Here is a 22561-nt window from a genome sequence, read left to right on the forward strand (position 1 = left end):
GACGGGCCTAAGCGTGGGCGCAAGGCAAAGGTATAAAACATCGAAAACGGTGAAGTCTGCGGATGCGGGCTTCACTCGTGTTCTAGGCGGTCTCCCCAACCACCTTTTTGGGCTGGGCAATGCCGGTTCGCTTTCCCGAGCATAAGCCTATCTTCTCTGCTGGACGAGTATCCGTCATAGCAATCGATAACATGACCAGCGATTTCCAGTTCGAGCACTCTGGCTTTGACCTGCTGTCGATCAGAACAGTAGGTTCTCGCCGAGATTGTCCAGCGCCGCCGCGATGTGAAGACTGCCAGGCGCTTGCCCGTCGAAATCCGGTTTTCATATGAGGGGACAGGCAAGTCAAACAACCAAACTAAATGCTCTTTCTACGATCGAGTGCGCATGCAACTTGGTTAAGTCGCTGAGGCGGCGTTTACGCAAATAAATGGAAAGCGATACTGTAGACGGAAGCTATTGACTTAGCGCCAATTGCGATAGCAAGTGACGTCTATCGAGTTTAGCTGCATAGCGCGGAGGCGCTGATGGTTGGACGGAACATAACAATCAGACGCATTGATGCTGAGAGCGTAGATGCGTTTAGGCGCATCCGTCTGGAAGCTCTCAGCGCTGAACCTGCATCCTATGCGAGTAGCTATGAGGACTGGGCCGCTTTTTCAGCGGAGGAATGGAAACAACGTCTGAGCGAACCCGTGTTCGTCGCATTTGAGAATAACGAACCTGTGGGCTTAATAGGCTTGCTTAGACAACGTCCAAGGAAGATGGTTCACCGTGCCACGATTGTTATGGTCTATGTGCGCAAGGGCTTGCGTGGCGGCGGACTTGCCAGGAATCTTTTTCAGGTCGTTACAGACTATGCCCGATATTGCGGAATTCGTCAGTTGGAACTGGTTGTGAGTGCAGAGAATTTAGCCGCAATACGATTTTATCAGCGTGAAGGCTTTGTCGCGGCCGGGAGAATACCCAATGGCTTTTTTCAGGATGGGAGAGAGATCGACGAGATCATCATGGTGTGCCGGTTAATCCGTTAAGGTACTTATATCATAAGAATTAATCTGACATTTTCCATCACACAGGACGGGTGACGACGGCGATCCTGATCAAGCTAAGCTGTTTGCTTGAACCGACTTCGGAGACGACAACCGTATCCGGCTTCGGGCGGCCATCCCGGTGAGGATGGCACCCAATATTTCCGGAGCAATTCCAAGGGCTCAACAAATTCAGGAAACTTACCGCCCTTGCTATGCAATTATCTTCTACGGAAACAATTCATAAACTTCAACGGCCTCGTAGGTGTCGGCGATTTGCAACTGGTTCAAACGAATTAAGCATTGATCGGCGGAGCGACCGTTTCATCACGGCATTGCCGCGACCGATCGCCTTGCATCTGATCTTGACATTCCCCAATTCATGTAGAGCTTGCGCGCCGGATGGTTCCCTTATCGACATACTTAGCAATCCTAGTGAGGCCGGTTAACCGCTTCGAAGATGGCCTCGATAACATCCATGGCCTTGTTCGAAAGCACCCGCCCCTTGCGCCAAATAATCACATACTCGTATGAGCCCGACGGAAGAAATGGACGGGAAACGACATCAAATGCGTGGCACTGACTTGCAATGAAAGAGTTCGTAACGGCAACGCCATTACCCTGCGCGACAAATGCAATTTCGTGTCCTATCGCGTCAAAATATATCGAGATATCCGGTTCGACCATCGTATACAGCGCCGATTTGCTGCCCATGTGGGCCGATGCATGTTGGCGCTCTATTGCGATCAAACGTTCGCCTGCCAGGTCGGTGATCGAAACATGATCCTTTTCCGTCAGGCGGTGGCCGGGATGAAGCAGACATATGCTGCGTGCCGATGATAACGGTTTCCAATCAAGCAGTTGCGGGTCGAGTGGGAGACGCGCGATGCCGAGTTGGATTTGTCCGGATATCACTCTATCGACTATTTCGCTATAATGGCCGGCGGCAATCTTATAGATTGTATTTTTGTCGCTTCTCGACGCAGAGTTCACTACCTGAGGTATGAGGGTCAGGCCCAGAATATGTGGGACGCCAATGCTGACGAGCCGCTCTTCACTAACGGCTTCTGAGACGACATCTTCAACACGATTTACTTCGTAGAAAAGCTGATTTGTTAGCCGATACAGCCGGTTTGCCGGACCTGTCGCAACCAAGCGATAGTCGGTCCGATCGAACAGGCTCGTCTTCGTCAGGTGTTCGAGATGCTTTAGAGCCTGGCTCACCGCTGATTGTGTTATACCCAATCTCTTCGCTGCCATTCTCGCTGAGCCAGCTTCCATAATAGCTCTGAAAATCTCAAGATGGCGGACGGTTACGCCCTTAACATCTGCATCGTTCATGTGGATTCTTAGTCGGGTATTAGATCAGGTAATCATTATATGTATAAGAGCTTATAAATTGACGCAAGTCGATTATCTGCCAGATTTCTCTCATCAGTTGCCCCTTTTTCAGCTGCATCGTTTCGTTGAAACGGGTGTCGTGGACAGCGCCGCGGCATTCGATCTGTTGCGGCTTGGGGCGATCACCAGAGGAGGAGGACCACTATGTTCACGTCAGAAGATTTCATGCGAGAGTGCGAAAGCGCGCCGAGGCTGAACGAAATGTCGGCGTTTTTCTCTGCAACGGCCGGGGGTATGTCTGGTGTCCCGCAGAAGGTGCCGGTGGCAGATCCACGGTTGCTCGAGCGCGATCCTGATCTTATTCGGTTTGCAGCCGTCCATCGGGAACTGTGGGGGAAATTCGACCCTCATTATTTCGGTAGCATTCCATATCGCCTCGAAGAGGAGGTGAGGCTTGGCGTCGCACTGCTGGAATATGGGAGGGAGAGGGGTAGCCTGGAAGCGCCGGTGGGATACTATATATTGGGAGCTGCGGAAGGCACTCTTGCTCGAACCTTGGCGAGTATGGCGGCCGGCTCGATCCGGACGCTGTCGTGCAGTCCTACAAAGGAGAACGAGGAGAGCTTTTTCTTCCATGGGAGACCCGAGTTTGCTTCGTTTTTCCTTGGGCCTTTTCACAAGCTTGCACCTTCCTTTCTCATGGCCGATCCCATACTGAAGCCCCTATCGAAGAAGTTCGATGTCATTTTCGAGGATACGACGTTCCAGATGTACTCTCCCAACCGGGAAGCGCAGATCGGATTTGTGAAGAGTTTCCTGAAGCCTGGCGGATTACTGCTCTTCGTCGAGAAGTTCCGGCAGACTGACGCCTTGGAATATGTCAGACGAGAGCTGCAAAAGGATTATGGCTACAAGGTGCGATTCTTTTCCCCCGACGAGATTGCTCAAAAGAATGCGGTCATCCTTAACCGCATGAATTTGAACGAAGTGACGCTTTCCGAAATGGGCGAGGCGATTGGCAGGCATTTTCAATACGCCTGTATCACTTGGAACAGCGGAAACTTTTATGCGGTTGCCGCAAGCGACGACGCCGACAACCTTGCGGACTTGGTTGGACGCATGTGTGAGCCCTGCATTCCCGAGGAATATGTCTATGAGGGCCTACCGCTTAGCTTGCAGGGGCTTTCATCGGAATTGCCAGGCTTTCGGTCCGTATCGAAGGTAAAGTGATGGGAGAGCCAGCTCGGGTGGAGTTCCGCGTTCCGAAGGACTGTTTTGGCGTGGCGTCGTTCTTGGCAGCGATACTCGTCTCAAATATCGGGCGGAACGCGTATTTTGTCGGCATGGCCTGGGCTGTGCTCAGCCGAACGGGAAGCGTTGCGGCCGTGAGCTGGCTATTGCTCACGAGCAGCGCGGCCGTATTTCTGTCGAGCAGCCTACTGGGACTGGTCGCTGACAGCACTGACAAGCGGCGGCTGTCTTTCGGTTTGGACTTGCTTCGAGCCGCGATAGTGACCGTGACGGGTATACTTGAGATAGCAGGCGCAAGACCTTGGATCCTGTTTACCTCCATCGCTCTCTACTCGATGGCAGATCGAGGCTATTTGATCACGATGCAAAGCATGATTCCGGATCTTGTTTCTCGAGATCGGACTATTGGCGCCAATTCCCTGTTCTATCTTATGATGCAGTCAGGAAACTTCTTTGGCGCGCTCCTGGTGGCTATCCTGCTCGATCATATGGCGCATGGCGCTGTGCTGTTGGCGAATGCTGGCGCATTCGCGATATCAGCATCGATGCTAGCGCTCTTTCGATACCCGCCTGACGCTCGGATCAGCGGTCTTGGCTCGTCGATTTCAGGCTGGAAGGAGATATTCCCCGCTTTGCGGATTGCGCCGTCGCGCCTTCTTGGGCTGATCATCCTGTATTGTGTCGCCTCTGCGGTCTCGATCCTGATAAACGTGCTGCTTTCGGGATATGTCTCAAAAGAACTTGGCGGTGACGTCATTTTGTTTGGCCGGATCGAATCGGCATGGGCGATTGGCGCCATCGTTGCGTGCTTTGGGTTGGTTTTCAGGACTGGCGTAGTTCTCACAAGGGCTGGCCCTGCGCGCGTGCTGCTCCTGATGGGGCTGGCGCTCACTGCTCTTCACGTGGTTCAGATGCCGTTGATGTCCGGTCTTACATTCCTCATTCTGGGCGGGCTCTACAATATTTGTCGGGTCAGTATCGACGCCCTTGTGCAACAGTCGGTCGACAAGGCGTCAATCGGACGCGTCAAGGGAGCGTTGGAGACGATTGCCGCAGGCTTCGGGTTTGTCGTTTACGTTTCAATCGGCTTGGCGGCGAAGCTGACGTCAACTTCCATAATTCTTGCGACCTACGGTCTCGTGACGGTTTCGGTTGCGTGCGTCGCAATGTCGGCGCCGGTTGTACGACGGAAGATCGGGCGCCGCTTACGTCAAGGGACGAGCCGGTGATTTCGGATTTGCGGATGACACTGCGACGGCTTCTGCCCGTGGTTGATGACTATTGGGATCGGCCGCTGCGCGCCTACGCGGCCGCACTTTTCGAAGAGTTTCAGCCGGTACGGAACGATGTCAGACAAGACGCCTTCGCCCTGCTGGTCTCCCTGCTTAGCCGTAGAGCGGGGGATACTGGATACACCGTGATCGAGGTTCAGCGGTTGATCGACCAGCTGCGACGAAGGCCGGTCATTCAAACAGGCCCACACTGTCACCTGCTCATAGAGCCGGATGCGTTCTTTACGCATCTTTTCAGCGTTCTTGGCATCGAGGCGTATTCCGACAATTGGTATGTCTCTTATGGATCTTCGACGGTAAAATTCACTGAGCGCCAAAAAAAGGGTCCGGGTTGGTTGTTGCTGGACGACCGCAGCATCAATGTTTTCGGCCTTTCTCGCCGCAAGATGGATCCTTTCAGCATATGCGGACGACAGGCGCGACAGAAGTTCGAACTCGCGGTCGACGGTCCGCAGGATAATCATCCGCTCGTGGACAGCTTGAAGGCATGCCTTCCTAGGTCGGATTTTCCGTCGGCTTCGGAGGCAATCAAAGCGGCCAATCTGAACTTATGGCGATACTGTTTCGGGCAAAGACTTAATTTTCTGCAGATCGACGACACCGATGTCGCCGAGTTGACGGCAACGCACCTTATGGACGGGTCGTCTTGGCTCGCCGCAGAGTTCTTCGGCGCTTCTGGAATGGTGCAGGCGTTTCTCAGAGCTGCAAACGCACTCGCTGGCGACATTTGGGGCAAGTGGTTCAGACGAACGACGGACTTCTTTTGGCTGATTGTCGGCGGAAGGCTCAGACCGCTGAGGTTGATCGACGACAGGTTGGTCGACGAGACGGGCCTCTACGTCGTTCATTGCTCGCCTTTGCCGCTGGCGAGCGCGCTCATGAGTGGCGAGATCGTCCCCAACCTTTTCATCACATTCCTGGTATTGTCGATCTTGCCTGGAACGCGCGTATTGGGTGGCAGCCGGCAGGTCGTCTATTATCCCATCATGAGGCATCTACTTCTATCAACGCTTGAGACAGTTTCCTCTCCATCCAACCGACAATTGGCGCTGGCGATCGCCCAGGATGACGCGCCCGGCGTCTGGGGGCACCGAACCATCGCGCCGTTCCGTGAGGACCCCTGGAGCCTCCTGTCCGCAGCCGGAACGAGTGGAACCGACGAGATGCTCTTGTATTCCGGTCAAATGACGCTCGGCAGGAGCAGCGGTAGCCTGCCCGGATTTTCGGAGGACCCGCTATGGCAGGAGTTGGCCAGACAGCCGAAAACCAGGCCGATCTGGTGAGTTTGCGGAAACCTTTCGGCGCCGGGGGGCTTTATCGCAATTCGCGGGTGGCCGATCATGACACGTCCTCACGCGGACTGGTGACGAATTATCCAGCTATCGTTAGAGGCGCCGAATACGCCTGACCGACACGTGATGACGAGTATACTCCGTAGATGAATGCGCAGCAACGCGCATGACTGCGAATATGAATATTCGTGAGATTTTTGCGCTGAACCTTCGCAGGTCGCGTCACGCCAAAGGCTTGTCTCAGGAGAAGCTTGCGCATTTGGCCAACATCGATCGTACCTATGTGAGCTCCCTGGAAAGGTGCGTTTACAGTCCGACCATCGATATGCTCGCCACTCTCGCAGAGATTCTCGAGGTTGAGCCGAGTGACCTGATCAAGTCGACCACGCCCGTGGCAAGTCACGGAGACCACTCCGCTTCGGATATCGGGAAATAAGGGTCTCGTAGCGTTGGCGCCTCGTCCCAGAGGTTAGCAGCGCCGATCTCCATTCAGGAGAACGCCGCCTTTTGGCTAGCGCCCTTTGAAGCGAGACTGCACATCATCGCCGCAACCTCGAACGATTTGATGAACGCCGGGATTGGAAGAAATTCGAACCGCGAATGAAAGTTGTAAGCGCCGGTGAACATGTTCGGTGTCGGGATTCCGCGTTCGGACAACACGGCACCGTCAGTGCCGCCGCGCATGGCGATGAGTTTCGGGTCGATTCCTAGTTTCTCCAGGGCTCCAAAGAGTAGATCCGCCGGCGGTCGATCCCGGCAAAGACTTGGACCGAAGTTGCAATAGGTGTCCGTCAATTTGCACTCAATCGTCCCGGCGGGATATTGCAGCCGAAGAGCCTCCGCAACCGCCATAATTGTGCGCTTTCGATGGTCGAAGCGCGATTGGTCGAAATCGCGGATCAGGACCTGCAAGGTGGCTCTGCTATCATTGGCGAGGAGATCCGAGAACCAGAAGAAGCCTTCCCGGTCGTCTGTGTGCTCAGGCGTATCATTTCGGTCGAAATGGTTGATGAAGTCGACCGCCATCAAAAGGGGGTTCACAAGTGTACCCTTAGCCGCCATCGGATGGGCGCTGACCCCGGTAAACGTGATCTCCGCTGATGCGGCGTTGAAGTTGTCGAGGGCGATCTCGCCGATCTCGCAACAATCGATCGTGTAGGCGAATTCGCAGGGAAAGCGGGCAAGATCCAGCGCCTTTGCACCACGCAGCCCGATTTCCTCGTCGGGAACAAAGGCAACAAACACATCGCCGTGCGGACCCCGATCTTCAAGATACTCCAGCAAGGTCATGATCACTGCGATGGCAGCCTTGTTGTCCGCACCAAGTACGCTGGTGCCATCGCTGGTAATGATGTCCTGCCCTCGCCAACGGCCGATCTCAGGATGGTCGGCAACGCGTAGCCAGATGTCCTCGCCGGCGTTCAGGCACAGGTTATCGCCGACGAAACGGTGGATTTGAGGTCGAATGTTCGGGGACAATCCGACGTCGGCAGTATCGAGATGCGCGATGAAGCCGATGCGTGGCGCGTGAGGCAGGCTGCCACGCTTGACGCCGGTGACGATAGCAACGTCATCGAGAACGACATCGTCGATACCCATCATTTCAAGTTCGCCTGCCAGCAGCCGTGCGAGTTCCTGCTGACCCGTCGAAGAGGGCAGGACAGACGAGCTGGCATTGCTTTGGCTCTCTATCGCGGCATAGCGGAAGAACCGCTCGACGAGATTGCTACGAATATCCATTTTCGTGCTTCCTTATTGAGAATAGATGCCGCCCCGCCATCGCCGGGTCGGTGGGGCGGCCTCGACTTGTGTCAGGGGCTGATCGGTGTCTTCCTAAGCTACAGGCGCAGGATCCCGGTACCGTCTGAAATCTCGACCCTTGCGCCCAATCGGCTGGATTGTTCGCAGAAGCGGCGAAGTATCCGTTCCGCGCTTGCGCCGATTGCCAGTTGCGGGACCAGGCGCTTCTCAAGCTCGCCATCTTGGAGGGCATCGTGGCCTCCAATGACGACCGGCGAAAACCTGGCTTCAATGAGATTGTTGTCGTCATCGAAGCTGCACGATCCAACGACGCTTTCCCAAACCTCGGGTGCAGTCCAGGCCGATTCCTCGGATTTTACATGGAAGATAAAATTGCCAAGGCTGTAGAAGATCGGTCGCTTCCTATAGATCTCGACCGGTTGAAGGACAGGCGCTCCGTGGCTCACGAACATGGCAGCGCCAGCATCTATACATTTCCTCGCAACGTAGCTTACCCATTTCGGCACCTGGGTCCAGTCGCGTGCCCAATGGTGGTGATGGAGGTAGGCGATGACCATTGAGCCGTCCTGCGCCGCGCCGGCTATGGCGGCGAGGTTCCTGGAAAGATCGGTTTCATCCACCCTGACGTTGCGGGCATAGTGGTCTGCTCGCCTGAAGACCGCGCGGGCGATACAGACTTCTGTATCGCCGTCCACATGCGGAGGATCATTCGGCTGGCTATCGTTTGCCAGGTCCATCGCATTGTAACCAAGCGCGTCACGTATGAAGCGAAGGGAAGTAAATGCGCTATCGTCCACGTCCAGCACCTGGGTCACGCCGAGGCGATTGACGCCCGGTCGCTCCGGCCGACCTCGTCCGGCGTCTGCGGCATACATGAAGTCAGGACCCGGTCCTCCGTCCATAGCGACGACCGCGACCTGTCGCCCACCGATCGTGGCTTTGCCGGCCTGTGCTGCCTGTCCGTGATTGCGTCCGATGCCGGCATGCAGAAATCCTCGTTGCTCGACCTCCTCCAATGTTGAAAGAATGCCGGACGGACCGAGATCGAAGGCGTGGTTGTTGGATAGCGACAAGGCGCGAAATCCCATTGTCTGCAGCGCGTCGAGCACGGCGGGATCGCTGCATCCGAAATAGGATCCTTTGAGTGGCCAGCCTTCGAAGCGCCCGAAGATCGTGCCCTCGAAGTTGGTGAAGGAAAGGTCCGCGTCTCGCAGCAGAGTGCAGACACCCTGAAAGGCCGGGGCCGTGATGCTGCGAACATCGTGATGAATGAGGGACTGACCGGTGACTGCTACCTTAAAACTTTGCTTCATGGATCGACTTTCCTTGGCAGAATTGAACTGTCCGTTTCAAATGTCGGGAAGAGCGGGACGGTGTGGGCCGGACAGGGGCCGGCGAGGTTTCAGTGCATGAAGCGCATGGAGCGCGCCTCGATCAGGCTCCGCGTGTAGGCATTCGCCGACTGGGAGAAGACGACGTCCGTCGGACCTGCGTCCTCGACGCGACCATTCCTGAAGATGTAGACCGAGCTGCATATCTGCTGCACGAGCGCAAGGTCGTGCGAGATAAAGAGCATCGAGATGCCGCGTTCGACAACGCTTTCCTTCAGGAGCGAAACGATCTCGGCTTGAACAGAGACATCCAGCGCTGAGGTCGGCTCGTCGGCGACGATGATTTCCGGTCGCGCAAGAAGCGCCCGCGCAATACAGACGCGCTGCTTCTGGCCTCCGGAAAGTTGATGGGGGTAGCGAGAGAGGAAGCTGTGCGCAATACCGATGCGATCGAGCGTCTGGTCGAGTGTGGGCCAGGCTCCATGGGGACCAGAACCGGCGCTGAATTGGATGGCTTCTTCCAGTGTGTCGCCGATGGTCTTGCGTGGGTTGAGCGACATGGCCGGATCCTGAAAGATCATCTGGACGCGGCCGAGGAGCCCGGTTTTGCGGCCGGGCTGCGAGGCATCAAAGTCCATGCCTCCGATCGTGATCTTTCCGCTGCTTGCGGTTTCAAGGCCGGCGATGATCCGTCCGATCGTTGTCTTTCCGCTGCCGCTTTCGCCGACAATCCCGCTAACGCTACCTCGGCGTAGCTTGACGGAGATGTCGTTGAGCGCCTGATGTGATGCGCCGTTGGCGAAGGGCCATGGCAGCCCGCCTGTATGAAAGGTCTTCGAAATATCGCGAGCAATGAGGATGTCCGCCTCACCAGGCTTCACAAATCTGGCGGACATCGCCTCACGATCGACGAAGCCCGGCTCTCGGTTTTCCGCGAGCCCCGACACACGCAACAAGGGAACGGCGGACAACAGCTTGCAGGTATAGTCGTCCTGCGGAGCATCGAGGATTGCGCTTGCGGCGTTCTGCTCCACGACGCGGCCATGCCGCATCACCAGCACCTTGTCGGCAATTTCCGCGATAACGCCCATGTCATGCGTGACCAGCATGATCGACACGTCGGTTTCGTCGACGAGTTTACGCAGGAGCAGGAGGATCTGCTTTTGAACTGTCGCGTCGAGAGCGGACGTCGGTTCATCCGCAATGATGATGTCCGGCTTCCCGGCCATCGCGATCGCTATGACGATGCGCTGACGCTGACCACCGGAAAATTGATGGGGGTAGTCATGAAACCGTTGACGCGGCTCCGGAATGCCGACATTGCGAAGCAGAGTCATCGCGCTCTCGCGCAGCTGCCGGCGCGAAAGCCGTTCGTCGGCCGCACGGATCGTTTCTTCCAGTTGCGCACCGATCGACATCAATGGGTCGAGCGAAGCCGTGTGATCCTGGAAGATCGCCGCTATGCGGCGTCCGCGGATAGATTGCCATTCATGCGACGTCATACCGTTCAGGGCCGTGCCATTGAACGTGATCGACCCGGAGGTCAATTCGAATTGGGGCCCGAGCAGGCCGATCACGGCGTTGCCCAGCGTCGATTTACCGGCGCCGGATTCGCCGATAATTCCAAGAATTTCGCCCTTGGACAGCGTCGTGCTGATGTCCTGCAGGATGGTGGCCTGACCCGCTTTCGAGCGGTAGCGCAGTGTGAGATTGGAGATTTCGAGCAGAGGCGGCTGTGCGGTTTCCTGGGTCATAGCGTGCGGCTCCTGGGATCCAGATTGCGACGGATGTCCTCGCCGACGAAATTAATGCTGGCGATCAGAACGAACAGAGCGAGGCCGGGGAAGAAGCTGATCCAGTACTGGCCGGTCAGCAGATACTGAAACCCATTCGCGACGGCGGAACCGAGAGATGGTTGGTCGATCGGCACGCCAAGGCCGAGAAACGAAAGCGTCGCCTCGAGCGCCACGGCGGATCCGACTTCGATCGGGATCAGCGTGATGGCGGGAGCGATGCTGTTGGGGAGCAGATGCCTGAAGATGATCCGCAAGGTGGGCAGCCTCAGTAACTGCACGGCATCGATGTAGGATTTGCTTCGCTCGCTAAGGGCGACGGCGCGGGCCACACGGGCATAGGAAGCCCATTGAACGATGATCAGCGCCAGAATGATGCGATCGACGCCGGGTCCGAGCGTGACGATCGCGATCAGGGCGATCAGGATCGTCGGGAGGCTCAATTGCAGATCGACCGCACGCATGATGACGACATCGACCCACCGACCGAAATAGGCAGCACTGACGCCTGCCGTCAGTCCGATCAATGCTGCGATGGCCGCACTTGTGATCGACACTGCCAGGCTGATGCGCAGCCCGTAGAGAATGGTGCTGGCGATATCGCGGCCAAGACCGTCGGTGCCGAGGAGATAAATGTATCCGCCGCTTCCGAGCGTCCCGGGAGGGGAGGATGCTTCCCATCCCGAGATTTGCAGCGGGTCGTAGGGATTCTGCGGCGCGATCAAAGGCGTCGCGACGGCGAGCAGGATATAGACGGCAAGGATGCATTTCGAGAGAGTGATGGAATGGCGGAATGGGCCCTTCCAGAACACCCGAATGATTTCGGCCTTCATGGTTTCACCTTTGGGAAGAACGGCGCACGCGCGGATCGAGCACGGCATGGAAGAGGTCGACGAGCGCGTTGAGAGCGACGAAGGCGACGGAGACGAAGGTCAGTGTCGCCATGACAACCGGGCGATCGAGCAACTGGATGGAGTCGATCAGAAGCTTGCCGACGCCGGGCCAGGCGAAGATCGTCTCAACGACGACGGCGAATGCCAGCATGCCGCCGAACTGCAGCCCGATAATCGTCACGACCGGTACGCTGATGTTCGCGAGGGTATGGCGGAACAACACACGCCGCGGCGACAGGCCCTTCGCCTGGCAGAAGCGGGTGAAGTCAAGGGATTCGACTTCGATCGTGCCGGATCGCGCAAGCCGCGCAATCAGCGCGATGTTCGGAATAGCCAGCGCCAGGGCAGGGAGCACGATGTGCCGCAATCCGTCTGCTGTCAGAAAGCTCCATTGCAGACCGAAGAGGCCGGTCGTCTCTCCACGGCCGCCCGACGGAAACCAGCCCGTCAGGACGGCGCCGACAAGGATCAGCACCATGCTGAACCAGAAGGAGGGGATACTGAGCGCGAAAACACTTGCCTTCAGAACCGTTCGGTCGAATGCCGTTCCATTCCGGCGGCCAGCCAAGAGACCGAGCAGGACGCCAAGTGGCGCGGCGATCAGCATGGCGATCGACGCGAGTTCGAGGGTTGCCGGCAGTTTGCTTAACACCAGTCCGAAGGCCGACACATGATAGATGTAGGAGGTGCCGAACGAACCGGTCACCACGCTTTTCGCAAAGAGCAGATATTGCCACCAGATCGGCTGATCCAGGCCAAGGGCGATCGTGGCGCGACGGATGTCGTCGGCGCTGGCTGTCTCCATGTCCAGAATGTTATAGACGGGGTTGCCGACGCTATGAATTCCCAGGAACGCGATGAGGGACATCAGAAAAAGCAGGAGAATGGCTTGCGAAAGCCGTCTCGTGGCGACGGTAATCAGTCCCATGATCTTATTCTCCCGCCGGGACCGCTTGCATCGCGGTCGTCCAACCGCGTGGATGAACGGTGTAGGAGGCGACACGCTGTCCGTGGCCGACGATCAGATGAAAATGATAGAGCGGGATGATGGGATCATCGGGCATGATGAAATCCGTAGCCCGGGCGACGGCTGCGTCCCGCTCCGGCCCGACATCGATCGTCTCGGCCTTTGTCAGCATGTCGTCGAAAGCGGGGTTGCTGTAGCCGCCATAGTTCAGCGAGCCGGTTTTCCGCTCGTCGTTCTTTGTCGCCAGCACGGCATCAAGGCAGACGGTCACGGCATTGCCCGAGCAACCGGCATACCATGCCGCATAGTCGCCGTGATCGAGCTTGTTTGCATAGACCGAGTAAGGTGCGACGGTCGGCTGCGCCTTCACGCCGATCCGGGCCCAGTTCTGGGCGACCGATTGCAAGGCTTCGCTATCGCCTGGATAGCGACCTGCCGGTCCACCGAGAACGACATTGAACCCGTCTGGATAGCCCGCTTTTGCAAGCAAGGCTTTCGCCGTCTCGTAGTCCGGCTTAATCACGCTCAGCTTGGACGATGTGCCGGGCATGCCCGTCGGGAAGAGCTGGCTCGCCGCCGTGCCGTAGCCCTGCAGGATCTTTTCGGCAAGAAATGGACGATCGGTCGCCATGGCAAGCGCGTGGCGCACGCGAGCGTCACGGAAGGGATTGGGGATCGGCTTTCCCGACTTATCGGTGACGCCGGGCAGCGTTTCCCGCGATACATCAAATTGCAGGAAGTTGGAACGGGCCGCACTCGTGCTGTCGATCTTGATGCCACGGCTCTTGAGCGTCGCGACATCACGCGCCGGGATATAATCGGCGATATCGACATCTCCCGTCGTCAGCGCTGCAACGCGGGCGGCGGGGCTCTCGACCACGCGGAAGGTGACCGCGCTCCAGGTGGGTTTACCTGCCCAGTAGTCGTCGTTTCTGATGAGCTTCAACACCTCGCCCGATTGCCAGCTGGCAAATTTATAGGGTCCGGTTCCGACCACCGACGAACCAGCATTGAGCTCGTCCGTCGTTTCAAAGCCCTTATCCTGACGGTGCATGATGAAGATCGACGAGAGCGAAAGCGGCAGGGTCGGCACATCGCCGTTTGTCTCGATGATCACGGTCAATGGATCGGATGCCGTAACCGACTTGATAGCCTGGACATAGGCTTCGAAGCCGCCGCCTGGTGGCTTCAGGAAGTGCTGTACACGGTCGATCGAGTAAATGACGTCCTGGGCGGTGAAGGGCGATCCATCGTGAAACCGCGCATTTTCGCGCAGTTTGAACTCCCATTGCGTGGGGGAGAGCCGCTTCCAGGAGGCGGCAAGGCCCGGCCGGGCCTGCATTGTTTCGTCCTGGTAGATCAGGCGTTCAAAGATGTGGGACAGGAGAGAGGTGTTTTCGTTGAGATCAGCATATTGCGGATCGAGAGTCATCAGCTTGTAAGATGTCGCGATCTTCACCTCCTGCGCGGCTGTGGGAGAAAAGGTGGCCCCGAGTGTCATGACCACAACGCCTGCGCTGAACAGGACCGGGCGGAATTTGCTGATGAACGCCATTACGAAGTTCCCTTTCTGGTTATTGCGGCTCCCGAAATGGATGATCGGATTTTAACCGCGCACGTCTCCCTGCCTTGCGAGCGGACTCGAAGGCCAAGTGTTCGTCGTTTTGTAGAGTATACTCTGTAGAGGAATACTCTACAGATCGCAATAAGTGTTCGAATGGATGATCGAGATACCTTTGCGCGAAGTCTGGTTTTCTGGCGGAACAAGCGAGGGCTGAGCCAGGAAGAGCTCGCCTTCATGATCGGCGTGCACCGGACGATGATCAACCACTATGAATGCCGCAAGCACTCGCCGAAGTGGGAGAAAGTGACCAAACTCGCCGCGGCGCTTGGCATCAGCGTTGACGAGTTCGCAAAGCCGCCACCTCAGGAATAGGGGCCACTGCTTTGTCGACGGCCGGAAGATCGGACTGCTTCCTATGGAGATCCAGGAGATCGCTCATCACGGAACATAGCTGCGGCCACGGGAGCTCGTCGGAATCGGGCGATGGTATCCCAAGTGACATGACAACATTCAGCTTGGCAATAACACCTGCGATGGACCGTGCGGGCATATCCGATAGCTCCTCAGCCAGCGCGAAATCGCGATCGCACGCCACGCGCTCGGCTTCCTTGGCTTTCGTATATCCCACGAATTTGTCTGCGGTGTTCCAAAGACCGATCTGGGCGGCCAGGGCTTTCTTCGCTTCATCTCGCGCTTCGGCGAGATTGTCACCCTTGAGCAGAAATTCGATATCGGCCTCATCTCGTACGAAGCCGGTATCGGAATGGCCGGGAACATCGATATGAATCGAAGGGAAGCCGACGGTGTGGACCAACTGAGTTTCGAGATGCTGCTGCAGACGGCAGCGCAGGCCGAATTCACGGTGCGCTTCATGCCATTCCAGCCATTTTGCCAAGGCCGGATCGGTGTCGGCAGCATCAACCGCACGATCCCTCAATCCCGCCAGAAAATCCGTCGTGCACGAAAGAATGTTTACGCGGGTATTTGCGGGCAAAGTTCTGCTATTCTCAGAATCAGCCATGACTCGAGCTCCCTAAAGCTTGGGTTGTGGTTAGGCTGAAATCGGTGGTCGAAACACCGATTTCAGCCGATATGGTTGTTTTCATATCATGTTGGCGTAAAATCTGCAATGAGAAATTGAGAAAGATGAACGGAATAACCGGAGCTCAAATACGGGCGGCAAGAGCGCTACTCCGATGGTCCGCGGAAGATCTGGCTAATGCTGCAAGCGTTGGCGTTACGACGGTACGCCGTGCAGAAGCAGAAGATGGACGGCCCTCGATTACTGCAGCGAACCTCAAACTGATTAAGATAACTTTGGAAGATGCCGGTATAGAATTTATCGCAGAGAATGGCGGTGGCGTCGGTGTGCGCTTCAAGAAGCCGAATAGTGAGCAAACACCTGACACATAGTGTTATGATATGAACGTAATTTAATGCAGGATGGCGCGTACCGCGCTTGAATGGGATGTACGCAAACTTGCTAAGGCGGATGACGTGTCCACACGCGATTAGTCAGCCGGAACGAGGCGAGGGCCTACGAAAAAGCGCACTTCAGCGTGTGAAGCAGGCGTTTGAATAGTTCCAGATCTAATTCATTCCAGAAAGTGGAGGTGGCTTGGGAGTCCGCTTTAGAGATCGAATCTGATGAAGCGAATGGAACGCAATTTTGCTTCGAAGCGTCCATGCGGAAGATCTCTACTAGTGCAGTTCACCGTTGATTGGGCTCCGGCAGGGAGCAAATAACGCGCGAGACGCGGCGCACGCGACTGGTCATTGGTCAATTGCATGCGGGCGTCTCGCTACTCTGATACTTTTCGTCGCAAGATGCTGAATTTCATGACATATCGGCGAAGGGTTGAGGCACCTAAGGGCTGATTTCTGGCCAGCCGCTTGGAAAGCTACCTGACCTTTCTTCACCCCGATCCGGTTGTTCGCTCGGACACAATGGATGGTAGAGGCTGGGCCGAAAGCAGCCGGTCCATTACTGAGGCGATTTGAAGGTTCGCTGCCATACGCGGTCAACAACGAATGTCGCCTCGGATATTTCAGGCTGATTGCGCCAACTGCCGCTGCAGGACCCGCAGGCCGGTTCCCGCCCCGGCCCATGCTGCAGCCGAGCCGACCACACATAGGTTTTGCTTGGCGCGTGAGACAGCCACATTCATAATGTTTGGCGGGCTGGCCGCCCACCGATTCCGAGCAATATTGTTCTACCGCGAAAAATAAGTAACACTAAGCTGAGCGGGGCGCCTCATCGACTATCAAACGCAGCCTCACTCGGCAGCGCGTTTCGTAAGGGTGAGTACGTCGAAATTGTCTGGCCCAATTTGGGGAGGGCTCGATATCTCGCTACGCTATCGCTAGGTTTGTCGGGAGGTTCGTGCGTCATGAAGGGGGAACTTGGCTTCGGTCCGTCGGACCGGTCACGGCTACTCACTATAGAGGATATTCTTCACGCGCGATCCCAGTTACCCAAAATGACTACTCGCGGACGGAGCTGGGACGGGGTGACGGTTGACCTCCATTCCCCGTACTTCAACTGTACTGAGCGCTACTCTGGCCTGGATCATCACCTGATATGCTATTGTCCCGCCGGACGATCAAGATTGCTTCAGGGACGAGCCGGTACCGTGCATGAGAGTGTGATTTCAGCCGGCATGTCCTACATCATGCCGGCCGGTTACGAGTCGACCTGGGAAGGTGATTCGGGCTTGTCCGCGCGTTTACGCATTCCGCAGTCACTTATCGCGATGGCGGCGGATCAACTCGGTCAGCGGAGTACATCCCAAATAGAAATTCGCAATGTCTTCGAAGTGCGCGATCATGCGATTGAGCGCCTCGCGCTTGTATTGCTCGCAGAGATGGATCTGAAGCCGCACCCAGCCCAGACGCTTATTATCGATGCAGTATCAACAGCCGTCGCGGCGCATATGCTTCGGCGTTACAACGCTTTTGAGACCCTCGAGGAGAGCCACGTAGCCTTACTTAGTAGAAAGGAGCTTGCGCTTTTGACGGCGTATATCGAAGATAATCTCGATCGCACGATTGGGCTTGCGGAACTCGCGGCGATCGCGAAGGTGAGCCGGTTCCATTTCACTAGACTGTTCAAGCGTAGCACCGGCTGCACGGCAATGAGCTTTATCGAACAATGCCGCATACGTCGCGCGCAATCATTGATTGTTGATACGGATTACGCGCTTGCAGAAATTGCACTGATGACAGGTTTCTCAGACCAGAGCCACTTTACGCGACGGTTTCGCCATCATGTAGGCTCTACGCCTAATGTCTTCGCACGAGAGCAGAGCCGGCGCCGATCAGTCCGACGTCTCTCGGCGCGACGCGGCTGAAAGCCGTTGAAATCTTGCTTCAATACACTGGATAGTTTTAGGTCTGCGGGTTTCTAGCCAAAAAAACTGCGATAGCAGCTCAAGTGATTGATCTGAATCGATACCTGCCGCCAACCAGCCCGCAGCCTCTTCCATTCGTATGGCCCGCCCTATGAATCTCGCTCGGGAAGATTCTTCCTCCACCTAAATGCTGAACATTGACGAAAAGTCGATTGCGTTGCGGACAGCGTCGAAGTCTCAGCGTAGAACACGTGCAAAGCGGAACAAGGCGGCGAGCCTGAACGGCATCATCGATCCACTGCGACGCTGCCGAATTCTCTGATTGCGCGCCCGGATGTTATTATTGCCGACAACGGTGTACGCGGCATCGGAATGAAAACGGATGTCATGAATGACCGAATCTCAGGTGAGAAATCCGGATTTGGCTTCGCAAATATAAACGTCAACATGGAGCTCATCCCGACCTTGAAGTTCCTCGATATAGATGTCGTATACGATCCGGATCTGATCGATAGTTATTTGAGTTATATTGGGAATTGCGTGAACAGGATCACCGAGGCCGCGTCTAAGCTCGGCTCGTTGAGCAAGCGGATCGACATCCGGATAGAATTCGCCAGTAAGCTCAAGGATAGCATCGGCAGCGGCGTGGGCCGTCTTGTCGATGCCGACATGAAGGAAGCCTCCGCGCAGATCAACGCGACGCAAACCCAGCAGCAGCGTTCGATCCAGGCGCTGTCTATCGCGAATAAGGCGCCGCAGAACTTACCGCCGCAGGGCATCTGTCGATTGCCGACTTGATGTGCTTCTACACGAACGCGGCGAAGAGTAGGTGGCCCGGGTGCTTGCTCTCGTTACACCTTGGGGCAGGTTGATATCGTGTCATTGATTTCCAGGTCGAATTGATCCTCTTTGCCATTTCGCGAAGACACATCAATTCCACAGGAAATTTCTGTTTATCTTCATATCCACGACGCGCCACTTCCCGCTGGACAGGCGTTGTTGAAGCTGAGCCAGGTAGTCGAAACAATCGCTAAATTCAAAACCACTAACGCCGACTGGGAGGCACAATCAAGCTCCCCCAGGCGATCCAGGAGCAAAACCGCTCGTGCGAATGGGACGGGAAAACGGTTCCGTGCAATACCTACGCGCAACTATTCAGTGTCAAATCGCGCGAGCATTTTCTTCAGTTGGGCGTTTTGTTCGACAAGCTTGCGCGCCAGTTTATATCGAAGCACCGCAATCTCTTCGTCGAGCTCGCTCATTTCGTCAAACAAAGTCTTCGGGACCCGATGTTGTAGTTCGACGTCACCATCGCGATCAGCAGCTTTCCCTGACGTCTCGCGAAGGGTCTCACGTGTTCCCCTTGCGCGCCTCGTCGTTGGAGCTACGGCTACCACTCCGACTTGATCGGATTGTTGGGTCTTCGGTTCGAGGGGACTGACTTGATTATCTGAGGGCTCCTGTTCTGCAGGTGGCGGGACTGTGGCATCCGACCATGGCTCGATCGCCTCGCCGGCATTCTGATCTGATCTTGAATCAGCGTCAGACTCGGGTGGGCTTAGTTCTCCAGATATCGTTTGGTCCGCTTCGGCTGGCTTTTCCGGAGCTTCAGGTGCAGCTTCCTGAAGTTGCTCTTCGACCTTCGGGTGAAATTCGATTACATGGGTCTTGGACGGATTCGAGCGTTGAACCTCAGAGGTGTCTTCCGCTGTCTTCCGCGACACGAGGTCCGCAAGAAATCTCCATGGTGTTCTCATCGAATCCGAACCTCAAGCAAGTGGTATGAAGGCATAACTGCGATATGACGAGCCGGGCCTAATCCTCTAAGCCCGGCGGCTTTTGCGTTGGGCATGAACCACACTGCCCAGCCCTGAGTTCAAGCCTGCCCCAGGCGCTTACGCAGATCCGCGTTTTCTGCACGGAGCTTTTCAGCTAACTGTTTCCGGAGGCGTTTGTTCTCTTCTTCCAGCTGGATAAGGTCTGCAATACCGTCCAGGATGTCAGCGGAGGCAGGGTTCTCTCGCACGCTCGCCTTTAGAGGAGATGCTTTAGCTGTGACGGTTTTCTCTGGAGCGGTTACAGCCGTCCCGGTCTTGGCGGCAGCGATTTTGGATCCACGTTTCGCGCGCACAGCCTTCGCCGGTTTTTCCTTCACAGCGGACGGTGCTGTGGCAGCAGCCTCCATGGCAGCTTTTGTGCGCCTTGGCGCACGGGTCTTTTTCACGGCGGGGATCGCCGCAGACGTTTCGCTTTCAACTCCATCGGCAGTATTTCCAGTGGTTGTCTCATCGGCCATCAGCTATCTCCTCTGTCAGGCGAAAAAGCATTCGATTGCCAGTTGCGCAAAGTCAATATCGAAAGTTGGCCATTTCCACTTTCCTTAGTCGGCATTTTTGCGACGCACTCTCGCGTTCCCGATTAAGCATGTCTGATCGGGGATCGGTTTCGCCTGGATCGTTGTCCTGCAACGGCTCTGCAAGGCTTTCTTCTCCTGCCAGTCAGCTGTCAATCCTCGCGCGTTACCGTAGACCATGCGGGTGTTCGACTTATAGAAAAGCGGGGTCTCGATCCCGATATCGTTCGAGGCGATGACAATTACGATGTCCGTCTCGCGGAAGTCCTCATTGATCTCCTCCATTTTCAGAACAATGTCATGGCGTAGGTGCAAGAGCGCATACTTTGACGCCTCGCTTCGCATGGGCTGCAATTTCACCGGCCTGTTTTTCGATACCCGGCGAATGAGCCCACTTTCCTTGTGAACCGCGCGCCTTGCAAGTAACGACGACCAGGGCGATCTCGGTCAGCAATCGCCTTTCATCGCAGCGCGGAGGGTATCGTTGATACGCTCCTGCCAGCCCGGACCGTCTGCCTGGAACCAGGCAAGTATATCGCTGTCGAGCTTTAAAGTAACCTGCTCCTTGACGCCGGGCAGAGCGCGCCGCTCGACGGCAGGAGATGGCGCAACCTTCTTGCCAGGCTTGAACAAGGCCTCGGCTGCGTCAAGAGGATTGGCGGGGCGGCGCGGGGTTCTCATTTGGATCCTCCGTGGAGATTTCAATGTCTGCTTTCGTTTTGCTCTCGTCGATCGGCGCGAAGTGATCGCCTGCGGCTTGCTCTAGCAAAGCGGGACGAATCGTCAGCGACGGCTTTTTTGCTGCGATCTTTCCCCTACCTATGCACTATAGCGCGCATACATGCGTTCGATTTCATCGGAAATCCACAACTCTATGATCGCCATGAATTTCGCATCGTCGTGGATGGGCTTGCCGCGCGCCCACATCCCGCAGACTGCGCGATCGACCATCGTGATATCATCTTACGGGTCGTACGATATCTGTTTCCCATCGACACATTAAGATCGAATGGACAGTAAATCCTCTTCGCTGCCTTCTGACCGGCCTGCGGATTTCCGCTCGATCACGACCCAAAAGTTGACGGGGAGATAGTTCACGCCACGTTCGAAGCGGTCATCCACGTCGCCGAATCGACTCGTTCAGACTACCGCAGCCGCGGAGGTTGAAACGGAGGTCTACCTGAAGCGATCGAGCAAGCGTTTGCCGAGGTTCAGGGCTCGATCCAAACCAAGCCCCAAGGATGCCGCCCTCGTAACGAGCTGCCAATATCGCAGCCGTCTAAAGCCGCTGGGTCGCGGAGCCGATGGCAGATGGGGGCTAAAACCATCCTTTTGCCTTGAACCAAATCAACGGTACGATGGCGCTGATAAGGATGACTGCCCAACCATATTGGTATCCCCATGTCCAATCGTATTCCGGCATGCTCTTAAAATTCATGCCGTAGACACCCGCCATCAGGGTAGGTGGAATGCCAACAATGGAAACGATCGTCAAAACTTTGAAGACATCATTTTGAGCTATGCCAATCAGGCCGACCAGCGCATCCAGGACGAATTGCACTTTGTTGGCGAGCTGCTCTTCGTAGTCGGACAGAGAATGGATGTCCTGGCGTAATCTGACGATGCGCTGCGTTAATTTTCCACCCGACCAGTTACACGCACTCTCATCGGCATAGGCAACGATACGTCCCAAGCCTTGCAGGCCGTCCTGCAGTTCGGAGAGCCGGTCACCCAGGCGCCCTACCTGGCGCAACTGGACTCTCAGAATACGATTTGCCTTGGCGGCCTGGCGACCACGGGTGTCGTCAGCGTGAAACGTTTCGGCCGATAGACCATTCAATTCGGCTGCCAGATGTTCGAGTGCATCAGCGACACGATCGACGATCTCCTCGCAAAGCATTGTGAAGACTTCGACTCCCGACTTCGGAGCATTATGCTGGTCGGCGAATTTCCCGGCGACTGTATCGAAAGCAGGCAATGGCATAAATCGCACCGTAACCAGTCGATCGGCCGACAGGACAAACCCCAGTGGAGGCGTCACCCGTGCCCCTTCCGGTCGCTGAGCAGCCGACGGCGTACTCATATACAATACGCTGTTTTCACTCTTGAGCCGGCTGGAAGATTCGATTTCGCTGAGAGCTCCAAGGGACGGAAGTTTGGCGCTGATAAGGGTTTCTACATTTGCCACCTCCGTTGGAGAAGGCTCAAGAAGGTCTATCCAGACAATACGGTCGGCTGACCCTTCTGATTTGAACGTGTGGTTGCCGGTGTGGTTCGCAAATTCTTTCAACATCGTTCGCTGAAACCCCTTGATCGAATCTGATTATAGCTAACGCGAGCTG

General features: G+C 56.1%; 23 protein-coding genes. 9 read left to right on the forward strand and 14 right to left on the reverse strand.

All coding sequences use genetic code 11. From position 1 onward, the window contains the following. The first annotated feature begins 527 nt into the window (after nucleotides 1-527). A complete protein-coding gene (locus tag GR212_RS30885) occupies nucleotides 528-1034 on the forward strand; it encodes a GNAT family N-acetyltransferase (RefSeq protein WP_163992777.1) in 507 nt (168 codons plus the stop codon). 429 nt (nucleotides 1035-1463) lie between these two features. On the opposite strand, the gene GR212_RS30890 is transcribed toward GR212_RS30885, so the two are convergent. Continuing rightward, nucleotides 1464-2372, reverse strand: a complete 909-nt coding sequence (locus GR212_RS30890; protein ID WP_163992780.1) for a LysR family transcriptional regulator — start codon at nucleotides 2370-2372, stop codon at nucleotides 1464-1466. A 204-nt stretch (nucleotides 2373-2576) separates the two neighbouring features. Here GR212_RS30890 and GR212_RS30895 point away from each other — a divergent pair, with 204 nt between their 5' ends. From GR212_RS30895 to GR212_RS30910, 4 genes are all read left to right on the forward strand, one after another. Continuing rightward, entirely contained in the window at nucleotides 2577-3602 is a 1026-nt protein-coding gene (locus GR212_RS30895) for a class I SAM-dependent methyltransferase (RefSeq protein ID WP_163992782.1), read from the forward strand. Then, nucleotides 3602-4852 carry an MFS transporter gene (locus GR212_RS30900; protein ID WP_163992784.1) on the forward strand — a complete coding sequence of 417 codons (1251 nt, stop codon included), beginning with the start codon at nucleotides 3602-3604 and terminating at the stop codon, nucleotides 4850-4852. Before GR212_RS30895 ends, GR212_RS30900 begins: the two co-directional genes overlap by 1 nt. Then, entirely contained in the window at nucleotides 4849-6198 is a 1350-nt protein-coding gene (locus tag GR212_RS30905) for a hypothetical protein (protein WP_163992785.1), read from the forward strand. Before GR212_RS30900 ends, GR212_RS30905 begins: the two co-directional genes overlap by 4 nt. Nucleotides 6199-6385: 187 nt before the next feature. Next, complete coding sequence (locus tag GR212_RS30910) at nucleotides 6386-6643, forward strand: helix-turn-helix domain-containing protein (protein ID WP_163992918.1); 258 nt, start codon at nucleotides 6386-6388, stop codon at nucleotides 6641-6643. 53 nt (nucleotides 6644-6696) lie between these two features. Here GR212_RS30910 and pepT read toward each other — a convergent pair whose 3' ends face one another. The 6 genes from pepT to GR212_RS30940 form a co-directional block, all read right to left on the reverse strand. Next, the gene (gene pepT / locus GR212_RS30915; RefSeq protein ID WP_163992787.1) at nucleotides 6697-7947 is read right to left on the reverse strand and encodes a peptidase T; all 1251 of its coding nucleotides are present in this window, start codon (nucleotides 7945-7947) and stop codon (nucleotides 6697-6699) included. Nucleotides 7948-8045: 98 nt separating this feature from the next. Beyond that, entirely contained in the window at nucleotides 8046-9281 is a 1236-nt protein-coding gene (locus GR212_RS30920; protein WP_163992789.1) for a CapA family protein, read from the reverse strand. 89 nt (nucleotides 9282-9370) lie between these two features. Further along, nucleotides 9371-11053, reverse strand: coding sequence for a dipeptide ABC transporter ATP-binding protein (locus tag GR212_RS30925; RefSeq protein WP_163992790.1), 1683 nt, complete (start codon nucleotides 11051-11053; stop codon nucleotides 9371-9373). Continuing rightward, entirely contained in the window at nucleotides 11050-11925 is an 876-nt protein-coding gene (locus GR212_RS30930) for an ABC transporter permease (protein WP_163992792.1), read from the reverse strand. Before GR212_RS30930 ends, GR212_RS30925 begins: the two co-directional genes overlap by 4 nt. A gap of 4 nt (nucleotides 11926-11929) precedes the next feature. Then, the gene (locus tag GR212_RS30935; protein ID WP_163992794.1) at nucleotides 11930-12913 is read right to left on the reverse strand and encodes an ABC transporter permease; all 984 of its coding nucleotides are present in this window, start codon (nucleotides 12911-12913) and stop codon (nucleotides 11930-11932) included. A gap of 4 nt (nucleotides 12914-12917) precedes the next feature. Continuing rightward, nucleotides 12918-14507, reverse strand: coding sequence for an ABC transporter substrate-binding protein (locus GR212_RS30940; protein WP_163992796.1), 1590 nt, complete (start codon nucleotides 14505-14507; stop codon nucleotides 12918-12920). A 243-nt stretch (nucleotides 14508-14750) separates the two neighbouring features. Here GR212_RS30940 and GR212_RS37835 point away from each other — a divergent pair, with 243 nt between their 5' ends. Continuing rightward, nucleotides 14751-14888 (forward strand): helix-turn-helix domain-containing protein, encoded by a 138-nt coding sequence (locus GR212_RS37835; RefSeq protein WP_432444423.1) that lies wholly within the window; start codon nucleotides 14751-14753, stop codon nucleotides 14886-14888. Here the strand turns inward: GR212_RS37835 and GR212_RS30950 are convergent. Beyond that, the gene (locus GR212_RS30950) at nucleotides 14848-15537 is read right to left on the reverse strand and encodes a hypothetical protein (RefSeq protein ID WP_163992800.1); all 690 of its coding nucleotides are present in this window, start codon (nucleotides 15535-15537) and stop codon (nucleotides 14848-14850) included. The two genes, GR212_RS37835 and GR212_RS30950, sit on opposite strands and share 41 nt — an antisense overlap. A 125-nt stretch (nucleotides 15538-15662) precedes the next feature. Between GR212_RS30950 and GR212_RS30955 the strand changes: the two genes are divergently transcribed. The 3 genes from GR212_RS30955 (at nucleotide 15663) to GR212_RS30965 (ending at nucleotide 18664) form a co-directional block, all read left to right on the forward strand. Then, entirely contained in the window at nucleotides 15663-15929 is a 267-nt protein-coding gene (locus tag GR212_RS30955; RefSeq protein WP_163992920.1) for a helix-turn-helix transcriptional regulator, read from the forward strand. 1247 nt (nucleotides 15930-17176) lie between these two features. Beyond that, nucleotides 17177-17866, forward strand: a complete 690-nt coding sequence (locus GR212_RS30960; RefSeq protein WP_246726103.1) for a helix-turn-helix transcriptional regulator — start codon at nucleotides 17177-17179, stop codon at nucleotides 17864-17866. 372 nt (nucleotides 17867-18238) lie between these two features. Next, nucleotides 18239-18664 (forward strand): flagellin, encoded by a 426-nt coding sequence (locus GR212_RS30965; RefSeq protein ID WP_163992804.1) that lies wholly within the window; start codon nucleotides 18239-18241, stop codon nucleotides 18662-18664. Nucleotides 18665-19017: 353 nt separating this feature from the next. Here GR212_RS30965 and GR212_RS30970 read toward each other — a convergent pair whose 3' ends face one another. The 6 genes from GR212_RS30970 to GR212_RS30990 all read right to left on the reverse strand — a co-directional run bounded on the left by GR212_RS30970 (nucleotide 19018) and on the right by GR212_RS30990 (nucleotide 22512). Beyond that, entirely contained in the window at nucleotides 19018-19623 is a 606-nt protein-coding gene (locus tag GR212_RS30970) for a hypothetical protein (protein WP_163992805.1), read from the reverse strand. Nucleotides 19624-19742: 119 nt separating this feature from the next. Then, the gene (locus GR212_RS30975; RefSeq protein ID WP_163992808.1) at nucleotides 19743-20162 is read right to left on the reverse strand and encodes a SyrB-like regulator; all 420 of its coding nucleotides are present in this window, start codon (nucleotides 20160-20162) and stop codon (nucleotides 19743-19745) included. A gap of 84 nt (nucleotides 20163-20246) precedes the next feature. Next, a complete protein-coding gene (locus tag GR212_RS37840) occupies nucleotides 20247-20504 on the reverse strand; it encodes a hypothetical protein (protein ID WP_432444422.1) in 258 nt (85 codons plus the stop codon). A gap of 162 nt (nucleotides 20505-20666) precedes the next feature. Next, the gene (locus GR212_RS30985; protein ID WP_163992810.1) at nucleotides 20667-20900 is read right to left on the reverse strand and encodes a BrnA antitoxin family protein; all 234 of its coding nucleotides are present in this window, start codon (nucleotides 20898-20900) and stop codon (nucleotides 20667-20669) included. Nucleotides 20901-21038: 138 nt separating this feature from the next. Continuing rightward, on the reverse strand, nucleotides 21039-21170 hold the full coding sequence (locus GR212_RS37575) for a hypothetical protein (RefSeq protein WP_281411091.1): 132 nt from the start codon (nucleotides 21168-21170) through the stop codon (nucleotides 21039-21041). 367 nt (nucleotides 21171-21537) lie between these two features. Beyond that, nucleotides 21538-22512, reverse strand: coding sequence for a magnesium transporter CorA family protein (locus GR212_RS30990; protein ID WP_163992812.1), 975 nt, complete (start codon nucleotides 22510-22512; stop codon nucleotides 21538-21540). Nucleotides 22513-22561: the final 49 nt, after the last annotated feature.

This window comes from Martinezella lusitana, from assembly GCF_010668395.1.
In the GTDB taxonomy this organism is placed as follows: domain Bacteria; phylum Pseudomonadota; class Alphaproteobacteria; order Rhizobiales; family Rhizobiaceae; genus Rhizobium; species Rhizobium lusitanum_A.

Excerpts from the sequence above, each read along its gene's own strand:
- GR212_RS30885 (WP_163992777.1), top strand. The coding sequence starts at position 528 with ATGGTTGGACGGAACATAACAATCAGACGCATTGATGCTGAGAGCGTA.
- GR212_RS30890 (WP_163992780.1), bottom strand. The coding sequence starts at position 2,372 with ATGAACGATGCAGATGTTAAGGGCGTAACCGTCCGCCATCTTGAGATT.
- GR212_RS30895 (WP_163992782.1), top strand. The coding sequence starts at position 2,577 with ATGTTCACGTCAGAAGATTTCATGCGAGAGTGCGAAAGCGCGCCGAGG.
- GR212_RS30900 (WP_163992784.1), top strand. The coding sequence starts at position 3,602 with ATGGGAGAGCCAGCTCGGGTGGAGTTCCGCGTTCCGAAGGACTGTTTT.
- GR212_RS30910 (WP_163992918.1), top strand. The coding sequence starts at position 6,386 with ATGAATATTCGTGAGATTTTTGCGCTGAACCTTCGCAGGTCGCGTCAC.
- pepT (WP_163992787.1), bottom strand. The coding sequence starts at position 7,947 with ATGGATATTCGTAGCAATCTCGTCGAGCGGTTCTTCCGCTATGCCGCG.
- GR212_RS30920 (WP_163992789.1), bottom strand. The coding sequence starts at position 9,281 with ATGAAGCAAAGTTTTAAGGTAGCAGTCACCGGTCAGTCCCTCATTCAT.
- GR212_RS30925 (WP_163992790.1), bottom strand. The coding sequence starts at position 11,053 with ATGACCCAGGAAACCGCACAGCCGCCTCTGCTCGAAATCTCCAATCTC.
- GR212_RS30930 (WP_163992792.1), bottom strand. The coding sequence starts at position 11,925 with ATGAAGGCCGAAATCATTCGGGTGTTCTGGAAGGGCCCATTCCGCCAT.
- GR212_RS30935 (WP_163992794.1), bottom strand. The coding sequence starts at position 12,913 with ATGGGACTGATTACCGTCGCCACGAGACGGCTTTCGCAAGCCATTCTC.
- GR212_RS30940 (WP_163992796.1), bottom strand. The coding sequence starts at position 14,507 with ATGGCGTTCATCAGCAAATTCCGCCCGGTCCTGTTCAGCGCAGGCGTT.
- GR212_RS37835 (WP_432444423.1), top strand. The coding sequence starts at position 14,751 with ATGATCGGCGTGCACCGGACGATGATCAACCACTATGAATGCCGCAAG.
- GR212_RS30950 (WP_163992800.1), bottom strand. The coding sequence starts at position 15,537 with ATGGCTGATTCTGAGAATAGCAGAACTTTGCCCGCAAATACCCGCGTA.
- GR212_RS30955 (WP_163992920.1), top strand. The coding sequence starts at position 15,663 with ATGAACGGAATAACCGGAGCTCAAATACGGGCGGCAAGAGCGCTACTC.
- GR212_RS30960 (WP_246726103.1), top strand. The coding sequence starts at position 17,177 with ATGTCCTACATCATGCCGGCCGGTTACGAGTCGACCTGGGAAGGTGAT.
- GR212_RS30965 (WP_163992804.1), top strand. The coding sequence starts at position 18,239 with ATGAAAACGGATGTCATGAATGACCGAATCTCAGGTGAGAAATCCGGA.
- GR212_RS30970 (WP_163992805.1), bottom strand. The coding sequence starts at position 19,623 with ATGAGAACACCATGGAGATTTCTTGCGGACCTCGTGTCGCGGAAGACA.
- GR212_RS30975 (WP_163992808.1), bottom strand. The coding sequence starts at position 20,162 with ATGGCCGATGAGACAACCACTGGAAATACTGCCGATGGAGTTGAAAGC.
- GR212_RS37840 (WP_432444422.1), bottom strand. The coding sequence starts at position 20,504 with ATGGAGGAGATCAATGAGGACTTCCGCGAGACGGACATCGTAATTGTC.
- GR212_RS30985 (WP_163992810.1), bottom strand. The coding sequence starts at position 20,900 with ATGAGAACCCCGCGCCGCCCCGCCAATCCTCTTGACGCAGCCGAGGCC.
- GR212_RS37575 (WP_281411091.1), bottom strand. The coding sequence starts at position 21,170 with ATGGTCGATCGCGCAGTCTGCGGGATGTGGGCGCGCGGCAAGCCCATC.
- GR212_RS30990 (WP_163992812.1), bottom strand. The coding sequence starts at position 22,512 with ATGTTGAAAGAATTTGCGAACCACACCGGCAACCACACGTTCAAATCA.